The organism is Mucilaginibacter sp. R-33 (assembly GCF_049949235.1).
Classification (GTDB): domain Bacteria; phylum Bacteroidota; class Bacteroidia; order Sphingobacteriales; family Sphingobacteriaceae; genus Mucilaginibacter.
Map to the genome: position 1 here is coordinate 5,210,689 of NZ_CP188089.1, position 16,222 is coordinate 5,226,910.

Annotated in this window: 16 protein-coding genes; 9 read left to right on the plus strand and 7 right to left on the minus strand. The window is 45.0% G+C overall.

The features are described 5' to 3' along the window. Window positions 1-5 precede the first annotated feature (5 nt). The 3 genes from ACP26M_RS21460 to ACP26M_RS21470 are packed head-to-tail and all read right to left on the minus strand — an operon-like array spanning window position 6 to window position 2,360. Window positions 6-815, minus strand: coding sequence for a molybdopterin-dependent oxidoreductase (locus tag ACP26M_RS21460; RefSeq protein ID WP_426583136.1), 810 nt, complete (start codon window positions 813-815; stop codon window positions 6-8). Beyond that, complete coding sequence (locus tag ACP26M_RS21465) at window positions 790-1,497, minus strand: cytochrome b/b6 domain-containing protein (RefSeq protein ID WP_175490093.1); 708 nt, start codon at window positions 1,495-1,497, stop codon at window positions 790-792. The genes ACP26M_RS21460 and ACP26M_RS21465 overlap by 26 nt, the downstream gene beginning before the upstream one ends. A 29-nt stretch (window positions 1,498-1,526) precedes the next feature. Further along, on the minus strand, window positions 1,527-2,360 hold the full coding sequence (locus ACP26M_RS21470; RefSeq protein ID WP_426583138.1) for a DUF1223 domain-containing protein: 834 nt from the start codon (window positions 2,358-2,360) through the stop codon (window positions 1,527-1,529). Between the two features lie 248 nt (window positions 2,361-2,608). On the opposite strand from ACP26M_RS21470, the gene ACP26M_RS21475 reads away from it, so the two are divergent. Next, entirely contained in the window at window positions 2,609-3,184 is a 576-nt protein-coding gene (locus ACP26M_RS21475; RefSeq protein WP_426583140.1) for a sigma-70 family RNA polymerase sigma factor, read from the plus strand. A gap of 6 nt (window positions 3,185-3,190) precedes the next feature. Continuing rightward, window positions 3,191-3,460, plus strand: a complete 270-nt coding sequence (locus ACP26M_RS21480; protein ID WP_426583142.1) for a hypothetical protein — start codon at window positions 3,191-3,193, stop codon at window positions 3,458-3,460. A gap of 122 nt (window positions 3,461-3,582) precedes the next feature. Here the strand turns inward: ACP26M_RS21480 and dtd are convergent, their stop codons facing one another. Next, window positions 3,583-4,041, minus strand: a complete 459-nt coding sequence (dtd, locus tag ACP26M_RS21485; RefSeq protein ID WP_426583144.1) for a D-aminoacyl-tRNA deacylase — start codon at window positions 4,039-4,041, stop codon at window positions 3,583-3,585. Between the two features lie 251 nt (window positions 4,042-4,292). Between dtd and ACP26M_RS21490 the strand changes: the two genes are divergently transcribed. Together ACP26M_RS21490 and ACP26M_RS21495 are read left to right on the plus strand one after the other, a co-directional pair. Further along, window positions 4,293-5,531, plus strand: coding sequence for a cystathionine gamma-synthase family protein (locus ACP26M_RS21490; RefSeq protein ID WP_426583146.1), 1,239 nt, complete (start codon window positions 4,293-4,295; stop codon window positions 5,529-5,531). A 134-nt stretch (window positions 5,532-5,665) separates the two neighbouring features. Further along, a complete protein-coding gene (locus tag ACP26M_RS21495) occupies window positions 5,666-6,859 on the plus strand; it encodes a serine hydrolase domain-containing protein (protein WP_426583148.1) in 1,194 nt (397 codons plus the stop codon). 228 nt (window positions 6,860-7,087) lie between these two features. Here the strand turns inward: ACP26M_RS21495 and rsgA are convergent, their stop codons facing one another. Then, the gene (gene rsgA, locus ACP26M_RS21500; protein WP_426583150.1) at window positions 7,088-8,008 is read right to left on the minus strand and encodes a ribosome small subunit-dependent GTPase A; all 921 of its coding nucleotides are present in this window, start codon (window positions 8,006-8,008) and stop codon (window positions 7,088-7,090) included. 756 nt (window positions 8,009-8,764) lie between these two features. Between rsgA and thrA the strand changes: the two genes are divergently transcribed. The 5 genes from thrA to ACP26M_RS21525 all read left to right on the plus strand — a co-directional run bounded on the left by thrA (window position 8,765) and on the right by ACP26M_RS21525 (window position 14,984). After that, on the plus strand, window positions 8,765-11,215 hold the full coding sequence (thrA, locus tag ACP26M_RS21505; protein ID WP_426583152.1) for a bifunctional aspartate kinase/homoserine dehydrogenase I: 2,451 nt from the start codon (window positions 8,765-8,767) through the stop codon (window positions 11,213-11,215). A gap of 167 nt (window positions 11,216-11,382) precedes the next feature. After that, window positions 11,383-12,366 (plus strand): homoserine kinase, encoded by a 984-nt coding sequence (locus ACP26M_RS21510; protein WP_426583154.1) that lies wholly within the window; start codon window positions 11,383-11,385, stop codon window positions 12,364-12,366. A gap of 202 nt (window positions 12,367-12,568) precedes the next feature. Then, window positions 12,569-13,879: a threonine synthase gene (gene thrC / locus ACP26M_RS21515; protein WP_426583156.1), complete on the plus strand. Its 1,311-nt coding sequence runs from the start codon at window positions 12,569-12,571 to the stop codon at window positions 13,877-13,879. 146 nt (window positions 13,880-14,025) lie between these two features. Then, window positions 14,026-14,382, plus strand: coding sequence for a hypothetical protein (locus ACP26M_RS21520; RefSeq protein WP_091176136.1), 357 nt, complete (start codon window positions 14,026-14,028; stop codon window positions 14,380-14,382). Continuing rightward, a complete protein-coding gene (locus ACP26M_RS21525; protein WP_426583158.1) occupies window positions 14,379-14,984 on the plus strand; it encodes an HAD family hydrolase in 606 nt (201 codons plus the stop codon). The genes ACP26M_RS21520 and ACP26M_RS21525 overlap by 4 nt, the downstream gene beginning before the upstream one ends. 149 nt (window positions 14,985-15,133) lie before the next feature. Here ACP26M_RS21525 and ACP26M_RS21530 read toward each other — a convergent pair whose 3' ends face one another. Then, window positions 15,134-15,331: a DUF5808 domain-containing protein gene (locus ACP26M_RS21530; protein WP_426583160.1), complete on the minus strand. Its 198-nt coding sequence runs from the start codon at window positions 15,329-15,331 to the stop codon at window positions 15,134-15,136. A 6-nt stretch (window positions 15,332-15,337) separates the two neighbouring features. Then, window positions 15,338-16,210, minus strand: coding sequence for a cysteine synthase CysM (gene cysM, locus ACP26M_RS21535; protein WP_426583162.1), 873 nt, complete (start codon window positions 16,208-16,210; stop codon window positions 15,338-15,340). Window positions 16,211-16,222: the final 12 nt, after the last annotated feature.

The following is a 16,222-nucleotide window of genomic DNA, read 5'->3' on the forward strand; positions in this document are numbered from 1 at the left end:
TTGTTTTACAACCCGGCGTAATAATCATACCCCTGTTCGGCCCAGTAATCTCGGGGTCGGGTGTTACTGAAAGAAATACTGCCTATCCGCTTCAGGTTTTTGATGCCATATTTTACAGGGATAATGAGCCTTAGCGGTGCGCCATGCTTTGGAGGTAAGGGTTTTTCGTTAACCTCATAGGCCAGCAGGGTTTGCGGATGCATAGCGCTTGGCATGTCAACGCCCACGTAATATTCCCTGTCGGGCGTTTCCATGCCTACATACTCAAACCGGGCTTCGGCATCAAGCTTAAAATGAGCTATAAAATCGCTGAATTTTACGCCGCCCCAGTGCGAAATCTGGTCCCAGCCTTCTACGCACTTAAAATCATAAATGATCTCGGTTTTAGGAAGTTTCTTTATTTCATCGATACCGATATTCAATAGCTCACCGTTCTGCTTTTTGACCGACAGTTTCCAGTTGTCTACATCAATCAAACCATCCGAGCCTATATCACTGTTGTGGCGCACCACCTTCGCCGCCATTTCCTTTGGATAGGTTTTTACCAGGTTTTTATTGCTGTATAGCTGGCGAACCACCTTTTCGTTGGCATTAAGCACCGCACGTAATGGCTTGTGGGCATCTCCTGTAATGCCCGGCACCTCATTGGGCGAAGTATAAAGCCAGCGCCAGCCGCCATATGCGGCACCGCCCAATACCAGGAAGCTGCCGAAGGAGATAAAATTGCGCCGGCTGATCTTCTGCTCAACGGTAAGCTCCTTTTTGGGGCCTTTGTTTTTACTGAAACCCTTATTCAGCTTTTTCATTAGTTTCATCGTTTTGAATTTGAATAGCGGGCTGCGGTTTTTCATCTATCACCTCAAACCCCGAAATAACCGACCTGAAATTATTCCAGCCGGCAAGTATTACCTGTACAACATGCACCAGGAAAAACAGCACATAGCCAATAGTAAGCACAAAATGCCAGATACGGGCCAGGTGGTACCCGCCGCAGAGCCAGGCCAAATAATTAAACTGTACCGGTTTGTAAATAGCCAGCCCTGTTATCAGCGAGCCAAAGCCCATAACAATAATAGCCGTATAGGCAATACGCTGGGCCGCATTGTATTTGTTTTGAGGTGGGGCCGTTTTGCGGATATGCAGGTCGTGCAAAACCACCAGCCAGGCTTCTTTAAACGAGTGCCGGCTTGGCAACAGCTCCCGCCACCGGCCCGATATAATGGTATATGTAACATACAGAAAGCCGTTCAGCGCAAAAAACCACATAAACAAAAAGTGGAAAGCCATGCCCTCGGCCAGCCGCCGGGGAATGTGCAGCGCATCATAAAAACCCTGCGGAAAAAAGCGAATAAAAGTAACACCGAAGAGCGTGAACGTGTAAGTATCGTTGGCCCAGTAAATGAGTAAGCCACTCCAGATCATGATGGTGAGGATGGGGAAGTTTACCCAATGCGTCCAACGCATTAACAGGGTGTGTTTCTCTTTAATTACTTTCATCTAAATGCTCTTAATGCTATTCAACACAACTATTGTAAGTTTTTATCTTGTTGCCCAACATCCGCCGATACTTTGAACAGGCTTTTCGATGCTGCCAAAACAACACCGTTGCTTGTATTTTGCACAAAACCTATTACTTCCCATCCCCGGGCTTCAACCCCGGCAGGTAAAGCAATAGTTGCGCTGCCATTGTTTTTGTTTAAAGGCATGGTTTGCAGGTTTCGTACAATTTGAGCGTGGGCCAATGTTCGGCCGCCGTTTTCACCACGCTCAACTTTTACAACAGCTTGTTTTTGAACCAATGCCAATGATATCACATTAGGTGCGCTCCCGGTATTGCCTTCAACTTTGTATTGTACCGAAGCTGTATTATTCGCATTAAGAGTAACACCTAAGTTTAATTGAACACTGCCGCTCCCCTGCAAGCCGCTTTTAATAGCACTGCGTAAACGCTCCTCCTGCGAGCCTACAAACTCCGTTTTACCATTAACCACAATTTGCGGTGTGTAAACCTGCGACAGGTTTAACCAACGCGCATATTCATTTTGCCGTTTAGAATAATCGGCACTGCTGAAAACGTCTTTCCAGCCAAGACGGTTCCAATAATCAACATGGTAGGCTAAAATGTAAACGGGCTTATCGCCAACTTCTTTTTGAACTTTGGCAACCAGTTCGTCAGCTGGCGGACAGCTTGAACAGCCTTCGGAAGTAAACAGTTCAACAAGGGCAAAACCTTTACCATCAAACTTTAAATTATCGTTTTGGCTGGTTTTAGCCCCGCTTTTGCAATTTATAAATGCGACAGAAACGATTATTGCACCTATAACAAACGGCACAAACGCAAATATTCTGATCTTTCTCATTTCACTTAGATTAAATGATATACGTTTTTTACTGCTTTGTCGGGTTTATGGGGATAACCTTACAATAATTTTTTACTTTTTTGACTGATATAAATATCGGCATAATATGCTCAAATCAAGGCATGTAGCGTAACTTAGCAATCATCAGGAATGTCTTGGATTAAAACAAAATAAATTTGAACTTATTTTGTAAGGATTAAGCCCAGCGCCCGACTAAGCCTGTAATTGTATTAGCATTACCGCATTTCATGTTAACCGAAACTAATGTATTAAACCCACATAAATGGGTTGCCACCTATGCCGATTACCTGTATATGTACGCCATTGTGCGCATCAACGATGAGGACACGGCCAAAGACCTTGTACAGGAAACTTTTTTGGCAGCCCTTGAAAAAGTGGACCGGTTTGAGGGCAAAAGCACCGAACGCACGTGGCTTACCGCTATCCTCAAAAATAAAATCATTGATGTGTACCGTAAAAAATCGTCGGGCTTGGCTGTAGCTTCGGCTAATAAAGCTGTGCAGGAACAGGATGAGTTTTTTGAGGAAGATAACGGCCATTGGAAAACCGAATACGCACCGCAACCTATTGCAGGAATGGACGATCAGGACCCTTTGTTAAAAAAAGAATTGAACGGCATCCTGCAAAAATGCCTTCAAAAATTACCTGCCCTGTGGAACGCGGTATTTACCATGAAACACATAGACGATGCGGCTACCGAAAATATTTGTACCGAACTGCATGTTAGCCAGGCCAACTTCTGGGTTATCATTCACCGGGCAAAAGTTAACCTGAGGGCATGCCTCCAAAAAAACTGGAATTAAACTGAAATGAGCTATTTAAAAAAAATTATATATAACTGTAAACAAGCTACTTTCCTCATCGAAAAAAAGCAGCTTAAACGGCTTACCTTCCGCGAGGAAATGGAACTTCGCATTCACCTGGCCGGTTGCGGCGTGTGCGTATTATACAATAAACAAAGCCGCGTTATTAATGATATGGTGCAGCAGCTATTTCATGATTCGCTAAAAAATGAGCTGAAACTTGATGATGCTTTTAAAGCAGATTTGCAGACAAGGATTGAAAAAGGATTGGCGTAGTCTTTACCTGTTTGCGTTTCTATTTAACATCGTCATTGCGAGGTACGAAGCAATCCCAAACTATACAGGGTGGATCTGCAAATCGGGGATTGCTTCGTACCTCGCAATGACGGGGGATTATTTTAATGGTTATCCCTATCCTTCGTATCCATTATAATAGTAACCGGACCATCATTAAGCAGGTTGATCTTCATATCCGCGCCAAAGATCCCCGTAGCTACTTTTTTGCCTGTTAATGTTTCAAGCGTTTGAACCATTTGTTCGTACATTGGGATCGCTTTATCCGGCTTGGCAGCCCGCAGAAACGACGGGCGGTTTCCTTTTTTAGTTTGGGCAAAAAGCGTAAACTGGGATATCAACAGTATATTCCCGTTAACATCGGCAAGGGCTTTGTTCATAAGCCCGTTCTCATCGCCAAAAACACGCATGCCTGTAATTTTATTAGCAAGCCACTGCATATCCTCTGGGGTATCGGCATCTTCAATCCCTAATAATACCAAAAATCCGGCACCTATTTCGCCGGTTATCTTTCCATCCACCATGCAGCTTGCCTGGGTAACTCGTTGCAGTACAGCTCTCATATTTTTTACACTAATTTCTTTTTTATTGCGGCCCACAATTTATGCTAATTTCACTAATCCTATTTGCTATAGATAAGATAATCGTGTAATTAGATCAGATTATAAACGTTATAAACTTACTCGCGCGCTATTAATATTAGTGTCAATTAGATATCATTCGTACAATTAGTGCTAATTCCATTCGTGTAATTAGTGCGTAATTAATTAAGTTCGCAACCGCTATTATGTATATCTAATTAATAGGATTTAAAATGAGTACAAAAAAAGGCTTCACTACCACCATATTACATGCCGACCGGCTTGGTAAACCCGAGCATGGTTCGTTACATAAACCCATCCACACCTCTGTAACCTACGGGCACGAGGATGTGCAGGACCTGGTTGATATTTTCCAGAATAAAAAAAGTGGCTACGCTTATTCGCGCCAGGGTAACCCTACTATTACCGCCCTGGAGCAAAAGGTAACCCAAATGGAACACGGGGTATCAAGTATCGCTTTCTCAACCGGTATGGCGGCAATTTCGGCGACGGTGATGGCCCTTATTAAAGGCACTGACCATATCGTAGCCAGCTCGTTCCTGTTTGGGAACAGCCGCAGTATTTTCCAAACTTTTATTGATATGGGCATCAGCATTGATTTTGTTGACGCCACGGCTGTTGATAACGTACGTGCGGCAATAAAAGAAAACACCCGCATGGTGTTTGTTGAAACCATTGCCAATCCAGCCACTCAAATTGCCGATCTTAAAAACATTGGCGATTTGTGCGAAGAAAAAGGCATTATGTACGTGGTTGATAACACCATGACCTCGCCATATCTGTTTAACCCAATTAATGTTAAAGCAAGTTTAGTGATTAATTCACTTACCAAATACATTGGCGGTCACGGTAATGCTCTGGGCGGTGCTGTAACCAACACCGGTTTGTTTGATTGGTCAAACTATCCAAACATTTTCCCCGGCTTTAAGGCAGTTGTAAAACCCGAGAACCTGGGCATGACCCAGATCCGTAAGAAAGGGTTACGTGACGCCGGCGGCACTTTATCACCCGAAGCTGCACATACAATATCTGTCGGCGCCGAAACACTGGCTTTGCGCCTCGACCGCGCCTGCAGCAATGCTTTAGCTTTGGCTAAATACTTCGACAATCACCCGAAAGTTAAAAAAGTATTTTACCCGGGTGTTGAATCGCACCCACAGCACGCATTGGCCGGCGAGTTATTTGCACGCTATGGCGGCTTGATGAGCATTGAGCTTGATGAAAGTATCAACTGCCTGGCATTTTTAAATAAACTGAAACTGGTGGTGAAATCAAGCAACCTTGGTGATACACGTACCCTGGCCATCCCGGTTGCACAAACCATTTTCTTTGAGCTTGGTGCCGAACGCCGCGCAGAAATGGGTATTCCTGAAAGTATGATCCGCCTGTCGGTAGGCATTGAAGACCTTGACGATTTACTCGAAGATTTCAAAACCGCCTTAGGCGAATAAATATTGGGCCTTGTGTTATTCACAAGGTCTTTTTTGTTGAATACCATTACCTGTTCACGACTATCGTAGCAGAACATAAAATAATTTTCATTGATCGATAGGGGTTTATATGCTGTTTGTTGTAATATAGACATATGAAAACCTATAAAACCTTGAAAACACTTCTTCGTGTGCTAACCCTTGCACTTATAACCGGCGGCATCCAGGCGCAAACCCGACCAGACTCTTTAACCATCAAATTACAACAGGCTTTTACGCATGAAAGCCTGCCTGGCATGTATGTGATCATGACCGATGGTAATAAAGTTAGTTACTCCCATAGTTTTGGCTATGCAGATGTGGCTAACCAAATCCCCTATTCGGCCAATACAATTCAAAACATTGGCTCGGTAAGCAAAACCTTTATTGCCGTAGCGTTGATGAAAGCTATCGAATTAAAGTATTTTACTTTAGAAACTGATATCAATGATGTTCTTCCTTTTAAGGTGACTAATCCTAACGATCCCAATGGAAAAATAACCATCAGGGAGTTAACCAACCATTCATCGGGGATTATTGACAACCCTGAAATATATCATTACTGCTATCATTTTTATCCTAAGCTGAGGACTTACGACAGTGTTTCGATAAAAACCCTGAACCAGATGGGTTTTGGTGATAAATTAAAGGATACAACTTTAGCCCAGTTCTTTTACAACTATTTATCGCCGCAAGGCCAATACTATAGTAAGGCCAATTTTGGTGAAGGCCCGGCAGGAGGCGTTTCCTCATACTCCAACATTGGCTCGGCACTGGCGGCTTATCTCATCGAGCTCAAATCAGGTCTTTCTTATGCGGAGTTTACCAAAAAATATATCCTGAAGCCCCTAAAAATGGATCATTCAGGCTGGCATGTTTCAGATATAGATTTAAAGAAACATGCCTATTTATATCTCGATCAAAAGAACCGGTTCCCATTATATGACCTGGTTACCTACCCTGATGGTGGTTTAAAAACTTCGCCCGAAGATTTGAGCAAATATTTAATGGCAATTGCCAGGCACGATAAAAAACTGCTTACTGAGGCATCTTATCAAACCATGTTCACCGCGCAGTTCAACAAGGAGCATCCGCCTAAAAATATCAACTTAACCTACCGCAACAAAGGCATATTCTGGAATTTATATACCAACGGCACCATCGGTCATGACGGAGATGATCCCGGTGTTGGTACTTATTTGTTCTTTAATTCCTCGACAGGTAAAGGAGGATTGTTTTTGACTAATAAATATTTGCTCAATAAACAGGCTATTGTTGATGTGCTGGTGAAGGAAGCAGCGGGGAAATAGGCCTGGACGAGGTGCAGTCTTAACATTGATAAACCATGTCATTGCACGAAGCAATCGCACGGAAACATAGCCGCCCTGTATAGCATGCGATTGCCGCGTCGCGCCCCGGCTTATTCCCGTTGGGCTCCTCGCAATGACATATTTTATGCTTGTTTTTCTTGTTTCCTGATTCTAACAGTCCTGGCTCTTTCCTCCTGACTCTTTATTCTTGCTGTCTTGCTTCTCTCCCTAAGCTCTTGTATCATTACCATGATAAATGCTCAGATAGCTTTCGTAGCGCGATAGGGTTATCCCCCCTTCTTCCAAAGCTTCGAGTACGGCGCAGCCGGGTTCATTGATGTGGCGGCAATTGTTAAAACGGCATTGGTTCATCCGTTCGCGCATTTCGGGGAAGAAATGGCCAAGCTCCTGTTTTTCTATGTCGATAACCCCCAATTCGCGGATGCCGGGGGTATCAATAATAAAACCACCCTGCGGCAGCTCAAACATTTCGGCAAAGGTGGTGGTGTGCATGCCTTTATCGCTCCAGTCGGATACCATGTGTGTGCGCAGGTCCAGCTCGGGCAGCAACGCATTGATCAGGCTTGATTTTCCAACGCCCGAGTGTCCGGAAAAAAGGGTTACCTTATCTTTCAACAGATCCTGCACCTGGCTGATATTGGTACCCTCAATAGCCGAAACTTCAAAACAGGGATAGCCGATGTCTTCATAAATAGCTTTATAATCGGCCAAAACTTCCAGGCCTTCATCGCTAAACAGATCCAGTTTATTAAATACCAGCCTTGCGGGAATATCGTAAGCCTCGGCAGTTACCAAAAAGCGATCGATAAAACCAAGTGAGGTACGCGGCGAGGCCAGTGTAACTACCAAAATAGCCTGGTCAAGATTGGCAGCAATGATCTGCGCCTGCTTGCTCAGGTTAATAGCCTTGCGGATGATGTAGTTTTTTCGTTGATGCAGGTTAGTGATCACGCCATCTTCCCTGTCGGGCTCCATTTCAAAATCAACTATATCGCCAACAGCGATAGGGTTGGTTGTGGTAATACCTTTAATACGGAACTTTCCCTTGATGCGACAATCTATCTTTTGCCCATCAGGGGTCTGTACCTGGTACCAGCTTCCGGTTGATTTTGTTATTAGTCCCTGCATGTTATCGAACATCAAAAGTAGCAAATTAAATTTATTGCGGATTCTGGGATTAGACTCTTATACTACCGTCAGTGCGAGGCACGAAGCAATCCCCGACTTTACAGGGCGAACCTGTAAGCGCCTCTTTACCGTTTGCGATTACTTCGTTCCTTATAATGAGGTGATTGTAAGCCATTGATTATTAAGTTTATTTTTTTGATCTGTTTTGTGATATGGGCGTTGCCTACGGCCGGGCTATCCGCTGCAAGTCCTCGCCTTTCCTGCCCGCAAACCCAACGCGCGCTGCGGGCTTTACGCTGCTATCCCTAACGCGGCCCCCACGCAATACCACTAAAACGTCATCACCTTTTTTTTCAGGATTTTCCTGATTGTTCCCAGCAATGACGCATTTTTATTTAAGGGCAGATAGTTACGCACTACTCCCTTACCCATCTTCAATAACACACAACCATTGATAAAACCTTTTACTTACCTTCCTCATTATCAAATCTATCATTTACTCACCCAACTACCTGATAATTATTACGAAAATCATAATTTGTTAAATATTCCTTGCAAATCAGAAAATAATCTACTTACTTTACAGACATTATATATGACAATTAACAACACCATTTCTACAATTATTATTACCACCGGTATAAACCTCGGAGGAAGATAATCGTATGGTGTAAAACATAAAATGAAAGCCAAAAGAAAAACCTTCCTCCGCAAAGAGGAAGGTTTTTTTGTTACAGAACGATTACAAACCCATAAATGAAAGTTTTAAAATTCGGAGGTACTTCCGTTGGATCTGTAAGCAGCATCCAAACCCTGTTAAGCATCCTGAAGGATGAAGTAAAAAATGAAGAAAAGCCGGTGGTGGTATTGTCAGCCATGGGCGGTGTAACCAACCTGCTTTCGGCCATGGCCGAAGATGCGGCAAACGGCAAAGAGTTTACCGCAGGCTTAGCCGAATTGGAGAAACGTCACTTTGATACGGTTAAAGCCCTTTTGGATGTGCAAAACCAAAACCCGGCGCTTACCCGTTTAAAAATTCACTTCAACCAGCTGGAAGAACTTTTACAGGGCGTACTTACCCTTCGCGAACTTACCCCGAAAACCCGCGACCAGGTACTGGCCTTCGGCGAACGTTGTTCAACCCTGATGGTGAGCAAAGTTGCAGCCCAGCATTTTGGCGATGTACTTTTTGTTGATGCTGCTGATGTAATTAAAACCGATAGCGCTTTCGGCAATGCCAAGGTAAACATCGAACTTACCGAAAGGCTGGTACAAGGCCTGTATACCGAAAACAAAGGCAAAACATTGATCGTTACCGGCTTCATCGCCTCAAACGATGCAGGGCAGACGACAACATTAGGTCGCGGTGGGTCTGATTATACTGCAGCCATATTCGGCGCAGCGTTAAATGCTCAGGAGGTTCAGATCTGGACAGATGTTAACGGTATGATGACTGCCGATCCCCGCATGGTGAAAAAAGCGTTCTCCTTAACCGAGCTTACTTATACCGAAGCTATGGAGCTTTCCTACTTCGGCGCCAAGGTGATCTATCCGCCAACCATGATTCCGGCATTTTTAAAGAAGATCCCAATCGTGATCAAAAACACCTTTGAGCCAGAGTTTGAAGGAACCGTGATCCGTCATGATTGCAAGGCCTCTACCCTGCCTATCAAAGGGATCTCATCCATCAATAACATCAGCATCCTCAATTTAGAAGGCAGCGGCATGGTGGGCAAATCGGGCTTTAGCGGCCGCTTATTCTCCTTACTTGCCCGCGAGCAAATCAACGTGATCCTGATCACCCAGTCATCGTCTGAGCATAGCATCACTTTCGCTGTTCAGCCGCAGGATACAGACAGGGCAAAACAGGTTATCGAACAGGAGTTTGAACTGGAGCTTGCCGCCAAAAAACTGGAGCATCTGGTTATCGAAAAAAACTTGGCCATATTGGCCATTGTTGGCGAAAACATGAAACAAACACCGGGCATGTCGGGCAAGTTGTTCCAAGCGCTTGGCCGTAACGGTGTTAACGTAAGGGCTATAGCACAAGGCTCTTCTGAGTATAACATCTCAGTGATTATCTCCGCAAACGACTTGTCAAAAGCATTGAACGCAGTACATGACGCCTTCTTTGTACAGCTCACCAAAACCCTGCATGCATTTTGCTTAGGTACCGGCAACATTGGTAAAACGCTATTTAATCAGCTTAATGCCCACACTGAGTACCTGAAAGATAACAACGGCATCCAGGTTAAAATAGCAGGTATCAGCAATACCCGTAAAATGACTTTCAACAGTGATGGCATCTCTTTAGATACCTGGCAGAATGACCTGCAATCATCACCTTACGAGGCCGATCTGCAATCGTTTATCAACAGGATGAAAGAAATGAATCTGCCAAACTGTGTGTTTATCGATAACACCGCAAGCCCTGTCCCTATCGGGTTTTATGAAGAGATCTTTAAAGCCAATATCTCGGTGATCACCTGTAATAAAATAGGTAACTCGGGCAGCTATCAACAGTACCGCACGTTTAAAGATACCGCGCGTGCTCATGGCGTTGATTTCTTCTACGAAACCAACGTCGGCGCTGGCTTGCCGATCATCAATACCCTTAAAAACCTGATGAACAGCGGCGACAGGGTGCAACGTATCGAGGCAATACTTTCGGGCACTATATCGTTCATCTTTAATAACTTTAAGGGCGATGCCAATTTCCACGATGTGGTAAAAGAAGCCCAGGACAAAGGCTATACCGAGCCAGACCCGCGTGATGACCTTAGCGGTAAGGATTTTATGCGCAAAATGCTCATCCTTGCCCGCGATGCCGGATATGCTATGGAAGAGGCCGACGTTGAAATAGAAAGCGTGCTGCCAAAAGCGAGCCTTGAAGCTAAAACTGTTGAAGATTTTTATGCAACATTAAAAACCGAAGACGCGCATTTTGCCAAACTTAAAGATGCAGCCGAAAAAGACGGCAAAGTATTGCGTTACATTGGCAAGTTAGAGGAAGGTAAAGTAACTATCACCCTGCAAATGGTTGATGAAAACCATCCGTTCTACATGCTGTCGGGCAGTGATAACATCATATCCTTCACAACCGACAGGTACCACGAGCGTCCGCTGGTTGTAAAAGGCCCTGGCGCAGGTGCCGAAGTAACAGCCGCAGGCGTATTTGCTGATTTAATAAACGTGGGCGCTAATTAGTTTAAAAACCCCCTCTTGAGAGGGGGCGCGGCGGGAATCGCGTTAGCAGGGGTGTGTTATAGTATCGATAAGTTGCATGCAGAATAACACACCCCTACCCCCTCTCAAGCGAGGAATCGCACAGCCCACGCCTAAAAGCGACATATGATAGTTTGATATTTTGAATAATGGAAGATAATAAGTTACAAGAATTAGCTCCCCCTTTAAGGAGCGGGACGCGCGATAGCATCCACGTTTTTGCTCCGGCTACTGTAGCCAATGTGGTTTGCGGTTTTGATGTGCTGGGCTTTGCAGTTGATGAACCCGGCGACGAGGTAATCATGCGTGTGACGGGCAAACCGGGCATCACCCTCAGCAAAATTACCGGCGATGACGGCAGGCTGCCGCTTGATCCGGCAAAGAATACCGTGAGCGTGAGCGTTCAGCATTACTTACAAAGCGTTGGCCGTACAGACATTGGTTTGGATATTGAGTTACACAAAAAAATGCCTATCGGCAGTGGTTTAGGGTCAAGTTCGGCCAGTACCGTTGCCGGTTTGTTTGCTATTAAGACTTTATTAGGCGATGATTCCGACCCTATAAAACTGCTTCCTTTTGCCATGAAGGGCGAAGAAATGGCCTGCGGTCACGGCCATGCGGATAACGTAGCCCCTGCTCTGTTCGGTGGCTTTGTGCTCATCCGCAGTTATGAGCCGCTTGATGTGGTGAGGTTACCGCACCCTAAAAACCTGTGGTGCGCTATTGTATTCCCGGATGTGGATGTACCAACCCGCGAAGCCCGCCAGATCATTCGCAAAAACATCCAGATGAAAGATGCTGTAACCCAATGGGGCAACATTGCCGGTCTGGTGAGTGGCTTGTTTATGCAAGATATCGACCTGATTGGCCGCAGCATGAAAGATGTGCTGGTTGAACCGGTACGTTCTATGCTGATTCCAGACTTTTATAAAATGCGCGAAATGGCTATGGAACTTGGTGCTGTAAGCTTTGGCATCTCAGGATCAGGCCCTTCAGTATTTGCCTTTACCAAAGACGAAGCCACCGCACGAGCCATCACCCAAAAGCTGCAACAGCACTTAACCGGCCTAAAGATCGGCTCAAACAGTTATGTATCAACTATAAATGACGCGGGGCCGAAGGTTTTGGGATAGTCCCAAGTCTGAAGTTCTAAGTCGCAAGTATTAAGTCAACATCATAAAAAGCCTCGTCATTGCGAGGCACGAAGCAATCCCCGATTAGCAGAGCCGCTTTGTATAGTTCGCGATTGCTTCGTACCTCGCAATGACATGGTAGGATGAGCTCTAATAAACCTAATTAAATCCGAAATCGAACATCCGAATTCCGAAATCAAAAATGAAACTCTACAGTACCAATAATACCCTATCTGAAGTATCGTTCAAAGACGCGGTTTTTAACAGCATGCCGCAGGATAAAGGCTTGTATATGCCTTACAGCATTCCACGTTTGGATGCTGATTTTATCGACAATCTTGATAAATATACCCTGCCCGAAATTGCTTTCAAAGTAGCACAAAACCTGCTTGGCGACTCTATTCCGGAGGCAGATTTGAAAGCCCTGATCGATGACGCCATTAACTTTCCGGCTCCTATCGTAAAGCTGGAAGACAATGTGTATGTCCTCGAGCTTTTCCACGGGCCATCACTGGCATTTAAAGATTTTGGCGCCCGCTTTATGAGCCGCGTCATGAGCTATTTCCTTGAACCCGGCGAAAAACAGCTTGACGTACTGGTTGCTACAAGCGGCGATACCGGCGGCGCGGTAGCCCTTGGTTTTTTAGGTGTCCCCAACACCCGTGTAACCATCCTTTATCCTAAAGGCAAGGTAAGCGGCGTGCAGGAGCAGCAGCTCACCACAAACGGCCAAAACATCCGAGCCCTTGAGGTTGACGGTACCTTTGATGATTGCCAGGCGTTGGTGAAACAGGCATTTGTTGATGATGAGCTAAACGAAAAATTCCGCCTTACATCGGCCAATTCCATCAATATTGCACGTTTGGTGCCGCAGACGTTTTATTACTTCAACGCCTATGCACAGCTATTAAGACAGGGCATCAAAAAAGTAGTGTTCTCGGTACCGAGCGGCAACTTCGGCAATATAGGCGCAGGTTTGTTAGCCTGGAAAATGGGCTTGCCTGTCGAAAAATTTATTGCGGCTACCAATGTTAATGATACCGTGCCTGAGTTTCTAAAAACCGGCGTTTATCAACCCAAACCATCGGTAGCAACTTTATCTAACGCAATGGACGTAGGCAACCCAAGCAACTGGGTACGTATTGCCGACCTGTTTAAAAACGACGCCGAAGCGCTTAAAGAATTGGTTGTTGGCTTTAAGTACGATGACGAGGAAACTGTAAAAGCCATCAACTGGGTATTTGATAACTATAATTATGTGGTTTGCCCACACACTGCTATCGCATGGCAGGCTTTAACCGATTATAAGCAGGACCATGCCGCTGTTGACACCGCCGGTGTATTCCTTTCAACCGCACATCCTTGTAAATTCCCTGACGTATTTAGCGATGAGGTTGCTGCTAAAATTGAAGTACCGGAACAGGTAAAAGAACTGGAAGCAAAAACCAAGCTCGCAGTAGCCATCAGTAAAGATTTTGCTGATTTTAAAGGCTATCTTTTAGGGGTTAATTAATTTCAGTATTTTTAGCTGCTGGAAAACCATTTCCTCCTCGTCATTGCGAGGTACGAAGCAATCCCCGATTAGCAGGTCCGCCCTGCATAGTTCGCGATTGCTTCGTACCTCGCAATGACGGGTTAGCATCAATACCGAAACATAAAATGCTTAGCAAAACCCTGATATTTATCTGCCTCCTCGCAGTTTGCCTAACCGCCTGCAGCCGTAAACAAAAGTTCGACCGTGATAAATGGGATGATGGAGATGGCCTTACGTTCGCTTATCGCCCGGGTATGGTTAATGACCTGATTGAAAGTAAACAGCTTAATAATCTTAAATATCAACAGGTGATCCATTTGCTCCACCGCCCTCAATTAAGCAGTAAAGACAGCATGGTATACGACCTTGACAGAGAATACAGCAAAGGCAAATTGATTTATACCCAAACGCTTGTTGTTTTTTTGAAAGATTCAGTAGTTACAAAAGCCGAGGTTCATGAAACCCACGCAAAGAAAAAATGATCAACACCATAATATTCGATCTGGGGGCCGTTCTAATCGATTGGAACCCGCATTATATGTACCGCACCCTGTTTGCTGATGAACAGGAAATGATAGACTTTTTGGCTAATATTTGTACCTCTGACTGGAATGAGGAACAGGATGCCGGCCGCTCTCTGCAGGAAGGTACCGATTTGCTTGTTGCCCAATTTCCAGAACACGAAGCTAATATCCGTGCTTTTTATTCCCGCTGGATAGAGATGCTTGGCGAGCCTTTTCACGATACGGTAAAGATCTTCAAACAATTAAAAGAAAGCGGTAAATACAAAATCTACGCATTGACCAACTGGTCGGCCGAAACTTTTCCGATGGCTCAGGAGCGTTTCGATTTTTTAGGATGGTTTGATGGCATTGTGGTATCCGGCGCCGAAAAAATGCGTAAACCCACCCCTGCCTTTTATCAAACCCTGCTTGATCGTTACCATGTAAATGCAGATGAGGCTTTATTTATTGACGATAACTATCGTAATATTTTAGCGGCGGAAAAAATGGGAATTGAATGTATCCATTTTACATCGGCAGAAGCTTTAGAGATAAAGCTGAAGGAGTTAGAAGTGTTGTAAAATCTTGCAAACCGGCGGCGAGAACATCTGTGATGAAGTTCTTAAAACGGGCCTATATTTCTAACGTAAGCGCCGGTAATTGCGTTACAAACGCCATACCATATTAAGTACCCGTTACAAACGGGCGCAAGTTTATGAACAATACGTATTTATTTCTGCGGGGCAATTATCCATGCTATAATTACCACAGCCAGTAATCCGCCTATAATCAAATAACTTAACGGGTGGGCAAAATTCACTGTCCAGCCCATGTACTTAATTCTTTTGGGCACAATGATCCGGCTATCATCTTTGTTGTAATAAAATACGCCGTATTTATAATTATTACTATCCTCTGTCGGTTCCATCGGTATTTATCCAAATAACTCGCTGCTCAAATACCTGTCGCCCCGGTCACAGCAAATAAAAACGATTAGCCCCTCTTCCAGTTCCTGCGCAAGTCTTACAGCCGCAGATAGTGCACCGCCGCTGCTCATGCCTGCAAATACGCCTTCTACTTTGGCCATCTGACGCGCCATTTGGGTAGCGTCTTCCTGTGAGATATCCATCACCCTATCAACCCGTTTAGCATCAAAGATCTTGGGCAGGTACTCCTCCGGCCATCTGCGGATGCCCGGGATAGACGAACCTTCAACGGGTTGGCAACCAACTATCTGCACATCGGCATTTTGCTCTTTCAAGTATCTTGAGCAACCCATGATGGTGCCGGTAGTACCCATCGCACTTACAAAATGGGTGATCTTGCCTTCGGTATCCCGCCAAATTTCGGGGCCGGTGGTTTTTACGTGGGCCATGTAATTATCCGGGTTGGCAAACTGGTTCAGCAAAAAATACTCGCCAGTGGCGGCTTTTTCTTCGGCATAATCACGGCAAAGCTCTATCCCTTCAAGCAACGTAACTTTAGCGCCAAAGGCCTCCATTGTAAGCGTACGCTCGCGGGTGGAGTTGGACGGCATCACCAGCTCTATTTCCAGGTCAAACAACCTTGCAATCATAGCCAATGCTATCCCTGTATTGCCGCTGGTAGCTTCAATCAACTTTGTGCCGGGTTTAATATCGCCGCGCTCAATAGCACTTCTGATCATGTTGAGCGACGCACGGTCTTTTACGCTGCCGCCCGGATTATTGCCTTCCAGCTTGGCGAAGATCCGCACTTTTGGATTGGGGTTCAGCTTTTTAATTTCTACCATAGGCGTGTTGCCTATCAGGTCTATCAATGAAGCCATTATATAATTTTT